The organism is Flavobacterium piscisymbiosum (assembly GCF_020905295.1).
In the GTDB taxonomy this organism is placed as follows: domain Bacteria; phylum Bacteroidota; class Bacteroidia; order Flavobacteriales; family Flavobacteriaceae; genus Flavobacterium; species Flavobacterium piscisymbiosum.
Window position 1 is genome coordinate 4,620,567 of sequence record NZ_JAJJMM010000001.1, and the last position, 20,323, is coordinate 4,640,889.

At 33.7% G+C, this 20,323-nt stretch carries 16 protein-coding genes; 3 read left to right on the plus strand and 13 right to left on the minus strand.

The window, feature by feature from the left end; translation table 11 throughout:
* Window positions 1-81: 81 nt before the first annotated feature.
* From rpsA to LNP81_RS19990, 4 genes are all read right to left on the minus strand, one after another.
* Entirely contained in the window at window positions 82-1,860 is a 1,779-nt protein-coding gene (rpsA, locus tag LNP81_RS19975; protein ID WP_056253708.1) for a 30S ribosomal protein S1, read from the minus strand.
* Window positions 1,861-2,364: 504 nt separating this feature from the next.
* Window positions 2,365-3,666 (minus strand): peroxiredoxin family protein, encoded by a 1,302-nt coding sequence (locus LNP81_RS19980; protein WP_230038921.1) that lies wholly within the window; start codon window positions 3,664-3,666, stop codon window positions 2,365-2,367.
* Between the two features lie 781 nt (window positions 3,667-4,447).
* Complete coding sequence (locus tag LNP81_RS19985) at window positions 4,448-7,714, minus strand: hypothetical protein (protein WP_230038922.1); 3,267 nt, start codon at window positions 7,712-7,714, stop codon at window positions 4,448-4,450.
* A 49-nt stretch (window positions 7,715-7,763) separates the two neighbouring features.
* Window positions 7,764-7,901 carry a hypothetical protein gene (locus LNP81_RS19990; protein ID WP_230038924.1) on the minus strand — a complete coding sequence of 46 codons (138 nt, stop codon included), beginning with the start codon at window positions 7,899-7,901 and terminating at the stop codon, window positions 7,764-7,766.
* 513 nt (window positions 7,902-8,414) lie between these two features.
* Here LNP81_RS19990 and LNP81_RS19995 point away from each other — a divergent pair.
* The gene (locus LNP81_RS19995) at window positions 8,415-8,768 is read left to right on the plus strand and encodes a helix-turn-helix domain-containing protein (RefSeq protein WP_230038926.1); all 354 of its coding nucleotides are present in this window, start codon (window positions 8,415-8,417) and stop codon (window positions 8,766-8,768) included.
* A gap of 215 nt (window positions 8,769-8,983) precedes the next feature.
* On the opposite strand, the gene LNP81_RS20000 is transcribed toward LNP81_RS19995, so the two are convergent.
* The gene (locus LNP81_RS20000) at window positions 8,984-9,817 is read right to left on the minus strand and encodes a hypothetical protein (protein WP_230038928.1); all 834 of its coding nucleotides are present in this window, start codon (window positions 9,815-9,817) and stop codon (window positions 8,984-8,986) included.
* A 99-nt stretch (window positions 9,818-9,916) separates the two neighbouring features.
* Between LNP81_RS20000 and LNP81_RS20005 the strand changes: the two genes are divergently transcribed.
* A complete protein-coding gene (locus LNP81_RS20005; RefSeq protein ID WP_230038930.1) occupies window positions 9,917-10,432 on the plus strand; it encodes a hypothetical protein in 516 nt (171 codons plus the stop codon).
* Between the two features lie 16 nt (window positions 10,433-10,448).
* Here LNP81_RS20005 and LNP81_RS20010 read toward each other — a convergent pair whose 3' ends face one another.
* From LNP81_RS20010 to LNP81_RS20045, 8 genes are all read right to left on the minus strand, one after another.
* Window positions 10,449-10,916: a hypothetical protein gene (locus tag LNP81_RS20010; protein WP_230038932.1), complete on the minus strand. Its 468-nt coding sequence runs from the start codon at window positions 10,914-10,916 to the stop codon at window positions 10,449-10,451.
* A gap of 348 nt (window positions 10,917-11,264) precedes the next feature.
* Window positions 11,265-12,641, minus strand: coding sequence for a nucleoside permease (locus LNP81_RS20015; RefSeq protein ID WP_230038934.1), 1,377 nt, complete (start codon window positions 12,639-12,641; stop codon window positions 11,265-11,267).
* Between the two features lie 70 nt (window positions 12,642-12,711).
* Window positions 12,712-13,404, minus strand: a complete 693-nt coding sequence (gene cmk, locus LNP81_RS20020) for a (d)CMP kinase (protein WP_230038936.1) — start codon at window positions 13,402-13,404, stop codon at window positions 12,712-12,714.
* 17 nt (window positions 13,405-13,421) lie between these two features.
* Window positions 13,422-13,934: a hypothetical protein gene (locus LNP81_RS20025; protein WP_230038938.1), complete on the minus strand. Its 513-nt coding sequence runs from the start codon at window positions 13,932-13,934 to the stop codon at window positions 13,422-13,424.
* 120 nt (window positions 13,935-14,054) lie between these two features.
* Complete coding sequence (locus LNP81_RS20030; protein WP_230038940.1) at window positions 14,055-14,654, minus strand: murein L,D-transpeptidase catalytic domain-containing protein; 600 nt, start codon at window positions 14,652-14,654, stop codon at window positions 14,055-14,057.
* Window positions 14,655-14,658: 4 nt separating this feature from the next.
* Complete coding sequence (porQ, locus tag LNP81_RS20035; RefSeq protein WP_230038941.1) at window positions 14,659-15,678, minus strand: type IX secretion system protein PorQ; 1,020 nt, start codon at window positions 15,676-15,678, stop codon at window positions 14,659-14,661.
* Window positions 15,679-15,847: 169 nt separating this feature from the next.
* Window positions 15,848-18,301, minus strand: coding sequence for an endopeptidase La (gene lon / locus LNP81_RS20040; RefSeq protein WP_230038943.1), 2,454 nt, complete (start codon window positions 18,299-18,301; stop codon window positions 15,848-15,850).
* A gap of 249 nt (window positions 18,302-18,550) precedes the next feature.
* Window positions 18,551-19,558, minus strand: coding sequence for a DUF6252 domain-containing protein (locus LNP81_RS20045; protein ID WP_230038945.1), 1,008 nt, complete (start codon window positions 19,556-19,558; stop codon window positions 18,551-18,553).
* Window positions 19,559-19,753: 195 nt separating this feature from the next.
* Between LNP81_RS20045 and LNP81_RS20050 the strand changes: the two genes are divergently transcribed.
* Window positions 19,754-20,308, plus strand: a complete 555-nt coding sequence (locus tag LNP81_RS20050; RefSeq protein ID WP_230038947.1) for an RNA polymerase sigma factor — start codon at window positions 19,754-19,756, stop codon at window positions 20,306-20,308.
* Window positions 20,309-20,323: the final 15 nt, after the last annotated feature.

Consider the following 20,323-nt stretch of genomic DNA (forward strand, 5'->3'; position numbering starts at 1 on the left):
AAAGAAACCTTGAAACAAAAAAGTGCATAAAAAAAAGTCCCACATTGCTGTGGGACTTTCTATATTTAGATAAACTAAGAATTATTTTTTCTCAGTTTTTTCCATTTTAGCTTTCAATGCAGCTAATACATCATTGTTATCTCCTAAAGTTGCAGCTGGTGCATTTGTAGATGAGTTAGATGAAGTATTTTCAGTTGCAGCTTTCACGTTTTTCTCTTCTTCTTCACGGAAGATAGCAGTGTGAGAAGCAACTACTCTTTTGAATTCTTTGTTAAATTCGATTACTTTGAAATCAGCAGTATCACCTTTTTTCAATTTCTTTCCGTCTTCTTTTTCAAGGTGACGAGTAGGAATGAAAGCAACGATATCATCTCCGAATTCTACAGTAGCTCCTTTGTCAACGATTTCAGAAATTTCACCATTGTGGATAGTTCCTACAGCGAAAGAATCTTCGTATTGATCCCAAGGATTAGCAGTAGTTTGTTTGTGACCTAAAGATAATTTACGTCCTTCAACATCTAATTCTAATACAACTACATCAAGTTTCTCACCAACATTTACAAATTCAGATGGGTGTTTGATTTTCTTAGTCCAAGATAAGTCAGAGATGTAAATTAATCCATCAATTCCTTCTTCTAATTCTACGAAAATACCAAAGTTTGTAAAGTTTCTAACGATACCTGTATGTTTAGAACCTACTGGGTATTTAGAAGTAATATCAGTCCATGGATCTTGAGTCAATTGTTTGATACCTAATGACATTTTACGGTCATCTCTATCTAAAGTTAAGATAACAGCCTCAACAACATCTCCAACTTTTACGAAATCCTGAGCAGAACGTAAATGTGTAGACCATGACATTTCAGAAACGTGGATTAAACCTTCAACACCTTCAGCAACTTCTATAAATGCACCGTAATCAGCGATTACAACTACTTTACCTTTTACTTTATCACCAATAGTTAAATTAGCATCTAAAGCATCCCATGGGTGAGCGTTTAATTGTTTCAATCCTAATTGAATTCTTGTTTTCTCATCATCGAAATCAAGGATTACAACGTTTAATTTTTGGTCTAATTCAAGAACTTCACTTGGGTGGTTGATTCTGCTCCAAGAAAGGTCAGTAATGTGAATTAATCCGTCAACACCACCTAAGTCAATAAACACACCATAAGAAGTAATGTTTTTAACAACACCTTCTAATACTTGTCCTTTTTGTAATTGACCGATGATTTCTTTTTTCTGTACTTCGATATCAGCTTCGATAAGCGCTTTATGAGATACAACAACGTTTTTGAATTCGTGGTTAATTTTTACCACTTTGAATTCCATCATTTTGTTTACATATACATCGTAGTCTCTAATTGGCTTAACGTCAATTTGAGAACCAGGTAAGAAAGCTTCAATTCCGAAAACGTCAACGATCATACCACCTTTAGTTCTGCATTTTACAAAACCATTAACGATTTCTCCTGTTTCGTTTGCAGAAATAACTCTATCCCATGATTTAATAGTACGTGCTTTTCTGTGAGATAATACTAATTGACCTGTTTTGTCCTCACGGATGTCGATTAATACTTCTACTTTGTCACCAACTTTTAAGTTTGGGTTGTAACGGAATTCGTTTAAAGAAATAACACCTTCCGATTTTGCATTGATATCAACGATAACGTCTCTATCTGTAATTCTAACAACTACACCTTCAACTACTTCTTCTTGATCTGTAGCGATGAAAGTTTTTGATACTAAGTCTTCGAATTCTTGTAAGTTTTTCTCATCTACTGCATCGATACCTTCTTCGAAGTTATGCCAGTTAAAATTTGCTAAAAACTCTTCTTGTGATTTTAATTGTTCAGACATGCTGATAAAAAATTTGTATTCTGCTTTTCTTGAGTTTCATAAAGCGATAGAAAAAACAGAAGTTGTTTTACATAAATAGTTGATACCTAATGGAAACTCTTCTCTGCCAAAAGGTTTGCAAAATTAATACATTTATTTGTAATAGCAAAACAATTCTATATGATTATCAGTGTATTGTTCAGGAGCAGCAAATTTAAGGGTTTTCAAGGCCTCAAGTCCCGCTTTCACCCCTATCTTTTATGGTGGTTGTTTTAAAATTGTATTGAGTTTTTGAACTTACAGAGTTACTCGCGTAGACACTTCCTGCGTCAGTGTGACAATATTGGGGTAACTTAACTTTTCTTAATTACTTAATGATGTAAATTTCGTTTGAATGGCACACGGATTAAACACAATAATTGTCATTTCTGTAACAAGATTGAGCAGAAATCAAAAAGGCAGCTCGCTTTGAACTGCCTTTATCTCTATTTATTTTGTTTGGGTTTCCTTAAAATAGATTATCTACTATAAAATACCTGTATCGATAAGTCTTGCGTATGGACCTCCGGAGATTTTTCCTTTGGCGTCTACTATAAAGAAAGTTGGTGTACCAATAACCCCGTAGTTCTTGAAGTTTATTCCTGCAAATCCTTTGTAATCGCAAAGCTGCTCTTTCCACGGAAATTCATGACTATGACCGTCGCCTGCATTTGCCGTTAAATCTGCCGATACTGTGATTACTTCGTAACCTTTGTTTTTTACAACTTGGTAATTACCTATTAATTGATGAATCTCGTTCTCGCAATTGTTACAGCCTGACTCGAAGAAAAATAACAACGTTTTGTTTTTGATTACTTTTTTGCCTGTTGCAGTTTGTAATACCGGTGCTACTTTAATAGGTCCCGTAATGGCGTACTGCAAGTTTTGACCGGGATTTTCTATCCTACCGGATTTTTTTACATACTCCCCTATTGCCATTACCATCTCGTCTTTGCCTGCTTTTGATAAAACGGCTACCATTTTCTCTGCAAAAGCAGTATACACACCATTGTTTCTAATACGGACAAATATCTTTTTAGTATCCTGCAACCAGATTGCATCGTCTTTGATTATGTTTTGCTGCAATTGTGACCAGCTCTCGATTGCCGGACTCCACAAGCTGCTTGTATAAAGTGCACCAAAATCCATTTTGTCTATTACAAAAGTGTTCATTTCTTTGGCTTTGGCGTCTTCTGTCTGGTCTAAACTGCTGCCCACACCCGATAAAAAATCATAGATCTCTGCAAATCGTGCCGCATATAAAGGGCTTTTTGTCGTTTCGCTTTTTAGAGCCGTAAACTGCTGATCCAGATTTGACTTTTCTTTTTCGAGAGCCGGATATAAAGGTTCCTCTTTTTTATAGGCTTTAAGTGCATATTGCACCATTCCTGCTTTTTCTAAAATGCTTTTTTGCTTTTGGATTCTATCAAGCACAAAATTATTTTCTGTTGAGACCGTATATTTTATATTCTCCATACTTGGCTGTTCGTCAGAACAGGATATCGTAAAGTTTTCATTATTTACAATAAATTCAACACCTGCACCTTCTTTAATTAAAAAATGAGAAAGCCCGGCATATCCTTTTTTACTAAATGGGAATACAAGGGTAGTTTTACCCGCTTCATCCAGTTTTCCTGATGCTATAGTGTCTTTTTTATCTCCACGATCCAGAAGATACCTATATTCTTTTCCTGCAAAATGCGGAAAATCTACCTGTATGGTTTGTGCCGACAATGAGGTTATTGTGCTTAGCAAAGCAAAACCTCCTATAAATAGTTTTTTTATCATTGTTGTTGTTTTTAAGTTTATATTTCTTTTAACCGCAAAGGACGCAGTCCCGACACTTTGGAATTGGCATGAATTTTCATTTTACAGAAAAAACAAGTTTAGGGCTTACTTAACTTTTCTTAATTGCTTAATGGTGAAAGTTTGGCGTAAATGGCACACGGATTAAACGGATTCGCTACAGCGAAAACACAGATTAAACACGGATTTTCTCTCGTCTCGACGCTTCGGGATTGAGAAAGACAAAACATAATCTTTACGCAATACAACCACAAACTTGTTACACTGACGCAGGAAGTGTCTCCGCAAGCGACTCTACAATCAAAGTTTTTTTTTGGTAAAGATTCTCAAAACCTTTTAACGAAACCGATAGTCTTTTCAGTGCTTTTTTTTTAAACCTGTATTAAGTTTTTGAACTTACGGAGTTACTCGCGGTGACACTTCCTGCGTCAGTGTGACAATATTGGGCTTACTTAACTTTTCTTAATTGCTTAATGGTGAAAGTTTGGCATAAATAGCACACGGATTAAACAGGGATTTTCTCTCATTACGACGCTTCGAGAGCAAAGGCAGTAAGTAAGACAAACATAACTACCATTTACCACCCAAATCTCACATCCTACATCTCACATTTTCACACCTTTTCTCTCTCCTAATTCTCAAAAAAAACAAAAAAAATGAGGGAGCCAGTAACTCCCTCATCTGGTACAACAATAAAAGAAAACAATGAATTTTAAAAATTGTTGTATTATTATTTTTAATTAATTTTATATATCATTTTTTCTTAATTCTCTGATATACAACGGATATTTGCCCCCTGAAACTTATTAGTACCAAGCGTACCTGCCTGATTAATATATCTAAAACCACTAGCAGGTGAAGCAAACGTTACACTACGCCCCATAGGATAATTATAAGTTTGTACGTAACCAACATTACTAGTCCAATACTGGCCATTGGCATATAAACCAACCTTACCGGTTTCATTAACATATCCAGTCACAGGCAACGCTAATGAATTACCCACTTTAAATACTAGTGCATTAGCAACTCCGGTGGTAGCAACAGTTACAGTATTATTAGCAACTAAACCATCCCATTCACCGAAAGATGGTATACGATACCCAGAAGGGCAAGGGTCACTACCAGTTTTTTGCGTACCTGCAAGATTTCCTCCCCAAGTAAATTCACTTGTAGGCCCTGTGCTAGCAACTTGAGGCCATGGGTAGAATTGATAACCATTATAAATATTTGCAGGAATTTTTCCCACAGGATCTTTTACTCCCCATTGGTAAAAATCTCCAATTAAACCAGAATTTGGCACCATAGGGTCTAAACTTGTGTTTGCTCCAAGGTTATGACACATAAAAGATTTAAATACCCCAGAAGCTATATAAGCACCACAACAAGAACAATCCTGTATTTTTGCCGTTAGTTTTACCTGTACATCTGTACCGCCTCCGTTAGCACTATTGTTATAAATAACATATAAATCAACCGATAGAGCATCGGTTGTTGTTTTACCAAAAGCTGCACCTGTACCAGTACCGCTAGTACTGCTCAACGTGTTTTTGTACACTACCGTTGCTGTAACAGCTCCTGATACATTAAGTGCTGCTGGATTGCCATTATTAGTAAGCGATTTTACAATAGCACCACCTAAAGATTCTACATAAGCAAAACGAACTTTACTTACTGCGCCGCTTGGGGTAAACGTATAGGTTTGTGTGTTAGTAGCTGTCTGGCTAAAATCTGCCTTAGTTGCTATACGAGATGCTAATGGTCCGCAAGAGCCGCCATCGTTACTTTCTGCAATATCAAAACATGTTTTACCACTCAATGATCCTGCACCTGTTGGTATTGTAGCCGGGTTAGCGTTTGCTATTACCGTAAATACCGGTGAAGTTGCTTGGTAATTACCCGCACAACCATTAGTCACAATACAATAAAAATAAGTTGTACTAGCTTCAGATGGAATGTAAGAATACGAAGCCGAAGAACCACCTACCGCTGCACCTCCTGTTGTACTAGCTGTTGCATTTCTGTACCATTGGTAGGTTGGGTTTACCCCAGATGATACTGATAATGATACCGTAGCACTTGATCCTGCAGTTACTGTTTGAGAAAGTTCAGACTGCGGTGTAAGCGCAGGTTGAGGACATTCGTTGTTCATGATAATTTCAATTGGCAATTCAACTGATTTTCCACAGCTGTTTACAGCAGTTACTTTAACAGTTAACTTCTCATTATCTGCTCCTGAAGCTGGAAGCTGGACAGAAACACTCGCTCCTGAACCTGTAATAACAGCTCCTTTATCGGCCGTCCATGTATATGATACTGCAGGGCCAAACTCGATAGCAGTCTGCAAACCAACCTTACCTCCGTAAGTAGTTGGTGCAGGTTTTGTAACCCATGTAAGTACCGGTAAGTCAGAAACATTAGCTGCAATTGTTTTTGTAGCCAGTGTACTTGAACATCCTGAACCATTAGTCACCATACCTGTATATACCACACCTGGTGTAGTTACGGTAATAGTTGGTGTTGTCTCACTCATTTTTATACCATCTTTATACCAGGTATAAGTATAGGTTCCTGCTATTGCGGGTACCAAAGTTAAATCGGTAGTACCTGCGCAAAGTACAGAGTTTCCTGTAATATTAGGCTGCGCCGGCGCACCTCCTGTTGTAACATTTTTATCTACCACACTTACTTCATTAGAACAGGTAGCTCCGCTATTATCTGTAGCTACCAAACGTAACGTAATTTTAGTTAAGTTAGTTGGTACTATAAAAGGATTAGAACTGATAATATCATTACCATTATACCAGGTATAGGTAATGCCGTCTCTTTTATTTATAACATTTAAATCTAGTGATCCGCCTGCACAAAAGGAGTTAAAACTGCTTAAAGTTTGTCCGTTTACCAATGCATCAGCATCATCAAGAGTTACTTGCCCTGTTGCAGTACCTTTAGTAATACTCACAACATTTGAAGGTTTAGAATAACAGCTTCCTTCTTTTATAACCGCAAACCATTGCCCTGTACTTGCATCACCGGTTAAGACTACTGTTGCTCCAGATCTTTCTTCTACTCCGTTGTGTAACCATACTACATTTGCAGTGTTTCCTGTTGCTGTAAGCGTTACAGAATTGCTTCCGCAAAGAACTCCATTATTAGAGGCAATAATTGATGTAGTACCAGATGCCGCTGTAGCAGATGCTGTAACATTACGCTCATTTGCAGCATTGGTATTACAACCAACTGCTCCCATTGAGATATTGTATTTACCTGCCAAATCAGCAACATAATAAGAAACTCCTCGAGCTACCTCAATACCATTACGTGTCCAGATTAATTTATCAAGATTTGCTGTTGCAGAAGGAACTGATAAATATACAGAACCTCCGGTACATAATGACAGACTAGTACTTGACGGGCTCACTGTTGGCACCGCATAAGATATAGAAGTACAATCTACCCCAGTTTGAGAGAATAAAAATTCTTTGTACAAACTTGTACAAGTACTTGTTACACGTATTAATATGGTACGCGCATTTATTGTAGCATTTTCATTAAAAGCAACTTTAAATGATCCCGCTACATTATTTACATCATATAAGTTAGCATAATCACCGCCTGCTACAATGCTGATAGAAAATGGCCCGTTAGGACAATCTACATCTGAAATTGTAAACGTCTGGTCACAACCAGTTCCGTCTGCTGCTACATTCACACAAGGTGTCGGGCTTATGGTTGTCTGCGATGTTCCATCACATAAACTCACCCAGCGGGTGCTGTTCCAGTACTCTACACAACCTGTAGTACTATTGTAAATGGTAAGGCCATTACCAAGCGCATTGCCTTTTACAGCAAAAGCATTACGCTGGGCTGTTGTCATTTGAGGCAGTCTAAGCCCGCCAATATTTGCAAGCTCTAACACAGAAAACGCCTCAGGACCTTTCTTAATCCCTATAGAGATCTGTGCATTTGTATTTACTGAAAATAACATAGCCAAAAATATAAGCCATGTATAAAATAATTTTTTCTTCATTATTCAAATTATTAATTTATTTTAAAAATTACCAATACTCAACCTGTATTTAAATGGTAAAGTCATTATAATATCCTGTTAATCTATACGCTACAATAGTATAGTCATTCAACGATACCGTATAGTTTGTTTTAATTGTTTTGCACCTTAATACATATCCTGTAACGATGTCGTTTTCTTTTTTCATTTTCTGTTGTCATTTTTATCCATCTATTTATACTGCTATCCTAATGATACAATCCCGAAACAGCATCGTTAAATGGTGACTATATTGAAACTTAAATGACTTTTGTTCTAAATTCTTACAATACGAGGTTGTAATATTGTCTTTTGCAAAGCAGGCCTTGACAACAAAACAGCTCTTGTTGTAGTATTAATTACTAATTGTACTTAGCCATCAGGATTGATTGACGCAATGATTTGTGTTTGACAACACAAGATACTCCAGTCCAACACTTCAAATGTTAACATTATTTTCTTTTTCAATTTCACACTCTTTAAACTTATATTAATAGTACTATAAAAAACAATATTTACGTAATATTTTATTTACAAAAATAAAAACGAAACTAACTATTTTATCACATTTGTAGTTGTGAATTGCAACTTTAAAGATTATTTTACTATTTTTATGACTTTAATATGCTAAAGTCAGGGTGTTGACTTGCGTCTATAGCCGTTATTTTACTACTTTTACATCATGGATATAGGAGGAAATATAAAAAAGTTTAGAGAACTAAAGGATATAACCAGAGAAGCGATAGCATCTGATTTAGGTATGAGTGTAAGTAATTATTCTAAAATTGAAAGGGGGGAAATCGATTTGACTCTTTCACGAATAGAAAAAATAGCCCAAATACTAGGTGTAGATTTATCACAGATATTAAATTTTGATACCTCGCAAATATTTAATGTTGCACACATTGATTTATCACAAGGACTTGGCGCTAAAGCCGAAAATATGTACTTTAATACTGCAGATGAATATAAAGAAAAATATATCAAACTACTAGAAGCCGAAAATGAAAGACTAAAAAGTCTTGTTAAAGAATAGCTTTTTTTTTCAGACGATTGGAGGTTTTAGATTGTAGATCCGACTCTTAGGGCAATGTCATAAAGATTGTCCGGAAGGGAACGCGGATGATACAGATTAAACATAGATTCTTTTCTGTCCTGAAGTTTCGGGATCGGGACCACCATAAAAAGATATCCGTTCTATCGGGGCTAGATTAGAAATAAGGTAGTTTTTAGAATTTTTAAATTTTCTTTTTAAAACAGATCATGAAAAACTTTCTCAAGAGCCTCTCTTTGGAAAGGGGAATGTGGATAATCTATAGCTACTAAATACAACAAATAAGCACTAATTGCTAAAATAAGCACAAAAATAAAACCAAAAATAGTTTTCCAAAAAGTAGTATTGGGATAAAAAGTATAATCTTTCCCATCAATAGAATTTGCAATAAAAATACAGGGATTTATCGTAAGATCCGGCCTATAATGAGCCAATCCTAATAAAAAAGCACGAATCAAATCTTTTCGATTAATATAAGGACTATTTAAAAGATAACTGGCGTTAAAAAAATCAGTATGAATATATTCTTTTTCATTTACCGCAACTTTCCAAAAATACTTAACGATTCCTGTTCCATTTGACTTTCTGCCCCTGGAATCATATGAAATACAATCTATATCAAATTCGGCTGTAAGAAGCCCCGTTTTTTTTCCTAAGTCACTTCTAACAAAATTATCCCATAAAATCTCATTTACAACAGTATTATCAAACCTATTGAAATAGTGTATCCCTTTTTCATCAATTATTGTGGTAGTAAAACGTTCTTTTCTTGTATAAATAACTTTATATATCATCAAAGTCAAAATAATAGAAATTATTATTATGAAAATAATAGTGCCTGGAATGTCTTTTCTGTTTTCGGCAGCTGCTTGAAATAATTCATTTATCAAATAAATTATAATCCCTGCTAATAATATTATAACACTGATAACACTAAAAGCCACAATAAAATCCCAAGTTCTATTTGTAGTTGAACGTACAGCACGAAACGGAGGAAGCGTATCAGAAGAATATTTACTTAATCTTGGCACGAGAGTTTTATTTAGATGCAAACATACAACAGTTTCGTTATTTTTGTAAATAATATTTTACAAAAAAAAATAATCGGTTTTATTTTATATTTTTGCTAAATGACTTTAAAACTTGAAGATATAAAACAGAAAATAGAAATTTTCCATCGAAACGGACAAGTAATCAATGCTGTTTACTGGCTTTTAAAAAAGTATAATCTTAAAAATAAAAACCTAAAAGGATTCGAATTCAGAGAAAAAGCAAAGCCTGATTTTATCTTAATGACAACCGAAGGCGATTTCGGACATCCGCAAATTATACGAATTCCTGAAAACACTTTCGAATTTCCATTAGAATTAATGCTTGTTTTAATTGCTCACGAAATGGTACACGTCAATCAAAAAACTCAAAAACCTTATGTTTTAGATAAAAATGAAAGAGAATGGCAAGCTTATTACGAAATGAATTTTCATACTCAGTTTCCGCAAATTCCTGAAATATCAAATTTTCACAAAAAATTCTTCGCCAACAAAGGTTTGGAATATTATAATCGAATGGGAGAAGGTTCTGAACTTCAAAAAAAGTATGCAGATCAGAAAAAGGAAGTCGAGAATTTAATTGCTTTTTTAAAATAAATTTTCAAATTGCTATTCAAATCAAATAATAAATAAGCCCAAAAACCACAATACAAAATAAAGCAGCCATAATCCTGATCAAATTTCGTTGACGATAATCAATATTGTAGTTTTCCGGATCAATATAATGATTGGAGAAAATAATGGGATCTACCGTAATATCAGGTCGGTAATGAGCAACTCCTAATAAAAATGTTCTTATTAACTCTAATCGATTTACATAAAACATAGCAAAAAAATGCCTTCCTAAAAAAGCATCGTTATGTACCGTTACCGTATTATCAATCAAAACAGGCCAATAAAACTGATCGTAAAATGATTTCATAGGTGTAACTGATGTAACATCATACTTAGGAGGTTCAAATACATGCGCAAGTTTTTCCCTTTTTGCAAAACTGCTCCATTGTAAATCTTTAACCACTCTGTTATTAAATTTATTAAAATACAGAATTCCCTTTTCGTCGATTATAATACTGGTAGACATTTTTTTTCTGGAATAAATCAGCAATACTGCTATACCGCATAAACCAATAAAAAATATAAGAAACAAAAAAACGGAAGCTATTACATCTAACCCTATTTCTTCTGAAGAACTAATAAGTAAAAAGACAATTCCTGCAACAAAAAAAAGCACAAAGAATACCCAAAATAACGCAAAGATAAAATTCAGCAATAACATTGGCTTTGAGATGATAGCCTTAAATGGTGGAATTGATTTTTGTTGACTTAACATACTTTGATCTAAAAAAGGAATAATCAAATATACATATAACTGAAAAGAAAAACCCGCTTTCTATTTGTAGAAAGCGGGTTTTAAATATATAATAAGTCATTAATGACTCAAATTCTCTATTTCTTTAGGATCGTGTTTGTGTTTGAATAAAACAGCAAAAGCAATTGCGATAACCAATGCATAAGCCGCAAACGACAACCAGATCGTATGCCAGTCCTTCATCAAAATTGGATTGGTAAAAATTCCGTCTGTTGAAACTGAATTTCCCTGACTTTTTACAAAATCTAACATTTTAGAATTTGTTGCATCGGTTTGTAAAAATCCTGCTAATTCACTTGTATTGCTAAATGATTTTGTAAAAAAACGATCAATTGCCCAACCCGAAGTTAAACTTCCTAAAACAGCCCCTACTCCATTGGTCATCATCATAAATAATCCTTGAGCTGATGAACGTATTTTAGAATCGGTATTGCTTTCTACGAATAAAGAACCTGAGATATTAAAGAAATCAAATGCCATTCCGTAAACAATACAAGACATAATAATCATCCATAAGCCACCTACAGGATCTCCAAAAGCAAATAATCCAAAACGTAATACCCAAGCGAGCATACTAATCAACATTACTTGTTTGATTCCAAAACGTCTTAAGAAAAACGGAATTGCCAAAATAAATAAAGTTTCAGATACCTGAGAGATCGACATAATAATAGTCGAATACTCAATTACGAAAGAATCAGCATATTTAGGAAAATGTTTAAATTCATCCAAAAAGACATCTCCGTAAGCATTTGTTAATTGTAATGCACCTCCTAAAAACATAGAAAACACAAAAAACAAAGCCATTTTGTAATTTCCAAAAAGTTTAAAAGCTTCTAAACCTAAAGTTTCTGTTAATGTAGCATCTTCTTTGGTAAGGCGTTGTGGCTTACATTTAGGCAATGTAAACGCATAAATCCCAAGAATTAAGGCTCCAACCCCAGCAATATAAAACTGATATTCAGTCGCCTTGCTTCCACTTAAATTAGTGATCCACATTGCAGCGATAAAACCAATAGTTCCCCAAACACGAATAGGCGGGAAATCTTTTACTATGTTTTTATCATTTAACTTAAGCGAGGTGTATGAAATAGAATTACTTAAAGCAATTGTTGGCATATAACAACACATTGCAGCAAACATTACATATATAAAATTATCCGGTGTGGTTACCTGTGCAATACCAAATAAAACTAAAGCGTAAATTATATGCAAAAAACCATATAACTTTTCAGCATTTACCCATCTGTCAGCAATGATCCCGGTAAGTGTTGGCATGAATAAAGAAGCAATTCCCATGGTTCCGAAGACAAGACCAAATTGGGTTCCTTCCCAATTTTTAGTTCCAAACCAATAATTTCCAATTGTTATAAGCCAGGCTCCCCAAACAAAAAATTGAAGAAAGCTCATTATAATCAACCTGTTTTTAATTCCCATATGATGAAATTGTCTTTAGAATAATAAATGAAGCGGTAAAACTACCATTAAAATAAATATCTACAAAAATTTAATTCGTTTTTACGACATCATTTACTAATTCTAAAACAGCATCAAATTGTTCTTCTCTGCTTAAGTAAGAATTATCTATTTCTATGGCGTCATCTGCAATCACCAAAGGAGAATCTTCACGATGTGTATCGATATGATCTCTTTCGACTACATTTTTCAAAACATCTTCGTAAGATACATTATCGCCTTTTTGCTGCAATTCGTCAAAACGCCTTTGTGCACGGGTTTCGGCACTTGCAGTCATAAATATTTTAAGTTCGGCATTCGGGAAAACAACTGTTCCTATATCCCTTCCGTCCATTACAATTGCTGCATTTTTTCCCATTTCCTGTTGTTGTTCTACTAATTTAGAACGTACCTCAGAAACTTCTGCTACTTTACTTACAAAATTAGAAACTTCAATAGTTCTGATTTGTTTTTCGACGTTCTCACCATTCAGGAACATTTCACCAAAACCTAAATCTGGATTAAACTTAAATTCTAACTGAATTTTAGGCAATGCTTCTTTTAAAGCATTTTTATCAAAAAAATCAGCTCCTATAAACTTATTTTGCATTGCAAAATAGGCAACTGCACGATACATCGCTCCGGTATCTACATAAACATATTCAAGCTCTTTTGCTAATTGTTTTGCTAAAGTGCTTTTTCCTGTTGATGAGAATCCATCAATAGCAATGGTAATTTTTTTCATTTTTGTTTTTTAATTTATTATTGTGGTGCCGGAGGCGGCTCTTCATTAGAATCTGTTTTTTTAACCTTTTTAGATTTATTTGACTTGCAGGCCTTTACTATTTTTAGTTTTTTAAATTCTGATTCTACAATTGCATCATGATTATACTTTATACTTAATTCGTCCTCAACATTAACAAAATAAACAAATTTAATATTTAAGGTATATTCATTAATTTTTGTAATGATACGTTTTAAAGTAACACCTTGCATTTCTGAATAAATTTCCAACGATTCATTCTCTTTGTTGTAAAGAACTTTTTCAATCTTATATTTTTCGACTTTTCCATAGGCCCCATCGTTGGCAAGAAACTCTATTTCATTAAATTTAAACCAAAGTGGTCTGCAATAATTATAAAACACAAAATTATTATTCTCTTTTTTGATATAATACCAATTTTTATCGGAATACATCTTCATCGCACTTTTTAAATCATTCTGCGAATATAAAACACTATTGAGCAGAAGTAAAAATAAAATATAGTATTTCATGAAATTTTAATGAGAGAAGATTTAAAACAAGCGCAAAAAAAATTATCAGTAAAAAAATATTTACTGATAATAATATTATTCAATGTAAAGTTTGTTTTTTATTATTGGTTAAACCCGTTTTCAATAATAAACATCCAAAATAATCTTAGATTTTGAAGTATCGATTATTTTTTCAATTCTTTTAAAGAATTGTTCGTTTACCATTGGGCATCCGTGACTATTACTGATGTAGTAATCCTGCTCATCATAAGGAACAGCTGAATAATAATGTAAAACGATAGCTCTCTTTAAAGCATTATTATTGGTCTCGTCTAAACCATTTAATTTATATGATTTTCCAAATCCTCCTTTATAGCATTTTTCGATAGAATATCTTCCTAATGCAGTGCAATTTGAGTTTGGTTCATTACTGAATTTTAAACTGCCTTTAACTCCGGTTTCAGATCCGGAACCATGAGCAACAAGACCCTGATCTAAAATTTTATTGTTTACCAAGTCATAAACAAAAAAGCGATTTTTACCTGATGGTATTCTCATGTCTACAAAAAAAGCAATTTTAGTATTGTATTTAGGATCAATACTAATCATGTTTTTTATCTCACCTATTCTGATATTCATTCTCTCTACTTCAAGAGTAGACATAACTTCTTTTTTATAGTAGTGCTTTGTACCCGTAAAAAACCCTACAGTCATGAACAAAAACAAACTGAATATTTTCATATAGTTATTGCAAATTTAAAATTAGACCAAAAAGACTTGTATTAGCTGCCAATGTATATCTTGAGTACGAATAATTAAACTTTAACTTATTCATTTTTAAACCAAACCCTAATGAGATTCCTGAAAAATTACGTTGTTCATCAATTCTTAATTCCTCTCCTCTTCTAAAATTATATCCTAAACGAAAATTAAATGCCTTTTGAGGAAAAAGTTCCAATCCAAGAATAACATGTCGTAAAGCATTATTTACAAACGAAACTTTCTCATTACTTGTTGATCCGTCAATATTGGTTTCGCCACGAACGGGATTCGAAAAAGAGATGTTCCATTGTTGCAAATTCTCTAAAGTAAGATACCAACGAATAGGTACATGTTCTAATTCTTGCGAAACACCAGCGATGATTTCAAAGGGCAAATTCTCTTGTATTCCTGAATAAGTAGTAAACTGTGTTCCTATATTTCGAAATACTAGGGCCAAATTTACATTATTTTTTTGAATTTCATACATAATTCCCACATCAATTGCACCACCTATCGAATTATAACTTTCTAAGGTCGAAGTTATTAACTTAGCATTAGCTCCGATATGTAAGTCTGTAAAAGGAATATTATAAGCGTAACCCAAGGAAAGAGCACCTTCGCTCCCTGTAAAATCTGATGTTGCCTGGCCATTTTCGTCATAACCATCAAACGAACCATAGTTAATATAACTTATTCCGGCGTAAAATGTTTGCACATGCCGATCGTAAGTATAAGCGTAAGAAGCTGTTCCGTAAGAAGCTTCTCCGTAGTAATTACCATAATTCATTGCAAGGTGATTGTCCATATCTTCGTTTAAAGCTGCTGGATTAGACATCGCCTGATTGACATCTTCATCATAAATCGTTATATTTTTCCCGCCTAACGCTGCCTGCCTTGGTGACGTCGTTAAATTAAGAAATTGATAAGTGTAACGCCCTCCTATTTGTCCGAACGAAACGGAACAAATTAACATAAATAAAAGTAAAACGAATCGTTTCAACATGCTTTTGGGGCGAATCCTATATGGGAATAACGCAACTGCGAAGATAAAATTATATAACTTATAAAAAATAAATAAATTTAAATATCAATAAAAAAAATCCAAATTCCAAAACTGCGTTAATCAGATTGGAATTTGGATTTTAAAATATTGGAATTTACAATTGAAATTTTTATTTCAATTGTTTTGCGTTTTTCACACTTTGATCTGTCAAAGCCAAGGCTAATACTTCGCTCATTTCTTTTACATAATGAAAAGTCAGGCCTTCTAAATATTCTGCTTTGATTTCATCAATGTCGCTTTTGTTTTCGTGACATAAAATGATTTCTTTAATATTCGCTCTTTTTGCTGCTAAGATTTTTTCTTTGATTCCGCCAACTGGTAAAACTTTTCCTCGAAGCGTAATTTCACCTGTCATAGCCAAGCTTTTCTTTACTTTCTTTTGAGTCAATAAAGAAACCAAAGAAGTCAACATTGCAATACCGGCACTTGGCCCGTCTTTTGGTGTAGCACCTTCAGGAACGTGTAAGTGAATATTGTATTTTTGAAACAATGCTACATCCAATCCTAATTTCTTAGCATTTGCTTTAATATATTCTAAAGCAATTGTAGCTGATTCTTTCATTACTGTACCTAAATTTCCTGTAATGGTCAATGAACCTTTACCTTCAGAAATTAAGGATTCTATAAACAAAATATCTCCGCCAACACTTGTCCATGCTAATCCTGTCACAACTCCTGCAATATCGTTGTTTTCGTATTTATCACGCTCTAATCTTGGTACACCCAAAACTTTTACGATATCTTCGTCAGTTACTTTTTTATTGTACTCCTCTTCCATCGCTACAGATTTTGCTGCATTACGAATCACCTGCGCAATTTTAGTTTCTAAGTTACGAACGCCAGATTCACGTGTATAACCTTCTACTATTTTTTCTAATTGTTTTTTACCAATCGTTAAATCTTTAGCTGTTAATCCGTGTGCTTCAAGTTGTTTAGGAAAAAGGTGTCTTTTTGCAATTTCTACTTTTTCTTCAATTGTATAACCTGACATCTTAATTACTTCCATTCTGTCACGCAAAGCAGGCTGAATAGTCGCCATATTGTTAGATGTCGCGATAAACATTACTTTAGATAAATCATAACCCATTTCAAGGAAATTGTCATAAAAAGCATTGTTTTGTTCCGGATCTAAAACTTCTAATAAAGCTGAAGACGGATCACCACTATTTCCACTCGAAAGTTTGTCAATCTCATCTAAAATAAAAACAGGATTTGATGTTCCGGCTTTCTTTAAACTCTGAATAATTCTTCCTGGCATTGCACCAATATACGTTTTTCTATGCCCGCGAATTTCTGCTTCGTCACGTAATCCACCTAACGAAATACGCACATATTCACGACCTAAAGCTTCTGCAACCGAACGTCCGATAGATGTTTTACCAACTCCCGGAGGACCTGTTAAACATATAATAGGCGATTTCATATCGTTACGAAGTTTCAATACAGCCAAATGTTCGATCATTCTTTTCTTAACTTCTTCAAGTCCAAAATGATCTTTATCTAATATTTTCTGAGCATGTTTCAAGTCAAATTTATCTTTAGAATATTCGCCCCAAGGCAATTCTAAAAACAACTCTAAATAATTACGCTGAATTCCAAAATCTGGTGATTGCGGGTTCATTCTGCGCATTTTAGACAATTCTTTTTCGAAATGTTTCTGCGTTTTTTCGTCCCATTTTTTGGTTTTCGCTTTCAGTCCCATTTCGTCCATTTCCTCTTCTTGCGAAACGCCTCCCAGTTCTTCCTGAATGGTTTTCATTTGCTGATGAAGGAAATATTCACGTTGCTGCTGGTCTAAATCAAAACGAACTTTTGACTGAATGTCATTCTTCAATTCTAACTTTTGCAGCTCAACGTTCATATAACGCAAGGTTTCAAGCGCTCTGTCTTTTAATCCGTTTATCGATAATAAGCCTTGTTTTTCTTTTACCGACAAATTCATATTCGAAGAAACGAAATTGATCAAAAACGACTGGCTTTCAATGTTTTTAATCGCAAAAGTAGCTTCTGAAGGAATGTTTGGACTTTCCTTTATAATTTGAATGGCCAATTCTTTGACAGAATCTAAAATAGCTGTAAATTCAGTGTCATTTTCTTCAGGACGGTCTTCTGAAACTTCTTTGATTGCTGCAGTAATATAAGGATCTTCTGAAACAACTTCATCAATTTCAAAACGTTTTTTTCCTTGTAAAATAACGGTAACATTTCCGTCAGGCATTTTTAAAACGCGTAGAATTCTGGCTACAGTTCCTATTTTATGAATATCATCTTTCGATGGATCTTCGTCTTCTTCATTAATTTGAGAAACTACTCCAATGATTTTTCCGCCGGCATTAGCATCGTTTATTAATTTAATCGATTTGTCTCTTCCTGCAGAAATAGGAATAACAACTCCCGGAAATAAAACAGTATTACGTAAAGGCAAAATAGGTAATGAAAGCGGAAGCTCCTCATTGTTCATTTCCTCTTCGTCTTCTGGAGTTAATAATGGAATCAATTCTGCTTCTGAATCAAATTCTTGAAGTGACAGATTGTCAATTGTGAGTATTTTATGGTTTGACATAATAGTATATAAGTCGTTTTGTCATTAAAATTTTAGTACTAACTGCAAATGTAGTCTTAGATTCATTAATTTGTAATAAAAATATTCTAAGCGCTTCATTTACAAGATAGATCGTTAAAATAGACAATCACTATGCCAAAATGAACTATGATTTATCTATTTTAGATAGCCAATCTAGTAAAATCAAATTGTACTACCAAAAAAAAAATCCACCCAAAGGCGGATTTAATGTCTTTAGTGTTTTTATTATTACAGATCCTCAGTATTTATACCAAAAGACCCTGTAATTGTTTTTTTCTTACCAGTAGTAAAATTACTAACAACGAAATTAAAAGTACCTTCTATTTTTGTTGCTGTTTTTGAAGTAATGGTTAGCGAACCTGATTCGGTGGTATACAAAAGGTCATCTAAAGTACAAGATGCATTCGCAACATTTACAAGTTCCTCTCCGCCTCCATTCAATGTAACACTCGAAGCCTGATATGTTCCAACACCATATGATTTACTAACGCCTATACGAACACTATCCTCATTACCTCCATTCTTTGCTCCTACTATGCTAAAATACGGATAAACACCACTTGAACTTACACTAGCCACATCAATATCGTTTTCAACAAAGTCAACGCCATCTATTTTTGCATTTAAAAAACCGTCAGACTCTTCAACAGGTGCGGTTTCTGTATAAGGTATATTCGTAAAAGAACCATTAGTAATTATCTTGGTTTCGGTTTTATCATCACCTAAATCTCTAAAACCTGTAAATTGAAATGTTCCTGAAATAGTTTTTTTAGTTTTATCTACTGCTGTAATGGTCACAATTGCCGTATCAGTGTAATTTTTAACTCCAAAAAATTCTGCAACTTCATTTGATGCGCTTATAAATGGATTTTCAGTATCTACTGAGCCATAAGACAGGACAAATTTTTCACCGTCATCTTTACTATTTGCCCATGTATAAGTTCCTACTTTATTACTTGGTAAAGTTATCTGAATTAAATCTTTATTTGATGTTCTAATTCCTGCAATGAGTACAAAATTATCTGTTACAATGGCGCTTGAACCATTAGCAACAAAGGCATTTCCTCCCACGGTTGCCTTAAAAACTCCTGTACCGGCTGGATTATTTCCGTTTCCGTTACCAGCCTCCTGATTGCCATTATTATAATTTAGCCCATCCTCAAAGTCTTTAGTACAAGAAGTAAAAGATATTCCCAAAGCAAAAAGCAAAAGAAATAAAATGTAATTTTTTTTCATGAATTCTTTATTTTAATACAAAATTTAATTTTTGCTAAAACTAACTAAAAATCTTACACAAAACATTACTTTCAACTATAATTTTTGACATAATGAGATTATTACACTTATTTTCAAAAAAAATAAATTTATTTTTAGCAAAAGTGTAACAAACTAAAAAAAGCACCGTCCTTATTAAAAACTAGCAACCATTACTTGAGTATAACAAACCAAAATATCGAAGAATTAATCGCGCTTTGTAAAGAAAACAATCAAAAGGCACAATTTGAAGTTTACAATCGTTACAGTAAAGCTATGTACAACGTAGCTTACCGTATTGTAAAAGATGAACATTTTGCACAAGACGTTATGCAGGAAGGTTTCCTTAAGGCTTTTACAAAAATTAACGACTACAAACAAGAAGTGGCTTTTGGAGCATGGTTAAAGAAAATAATTGTCAATTATAGTATTGACTTTTATAAAAAAAATAATGCCTTTCAAGTTGAAGATCTAAGTAAGACATTATATAAAATAGAAGAAAATGATAGTTTTTTTTCTGAAAATATAGATTTGAATTCACTTAAAGTGAAACAGGTTTTAGATACCATCTTAAGTTTAAAAGACAATTACCGCATGGTTTTGACGCTTTTTTATATTGAAGGTTATGATCAGGAAGAAATATGTGAAATTCTGAATATTAGTTATGCTAACTGTAGAACTACACTGAGCAGAGCAAAAGAAGGTTTACGAAAAAAATTAGAGGAGATATGAAATTGCTATTAATAA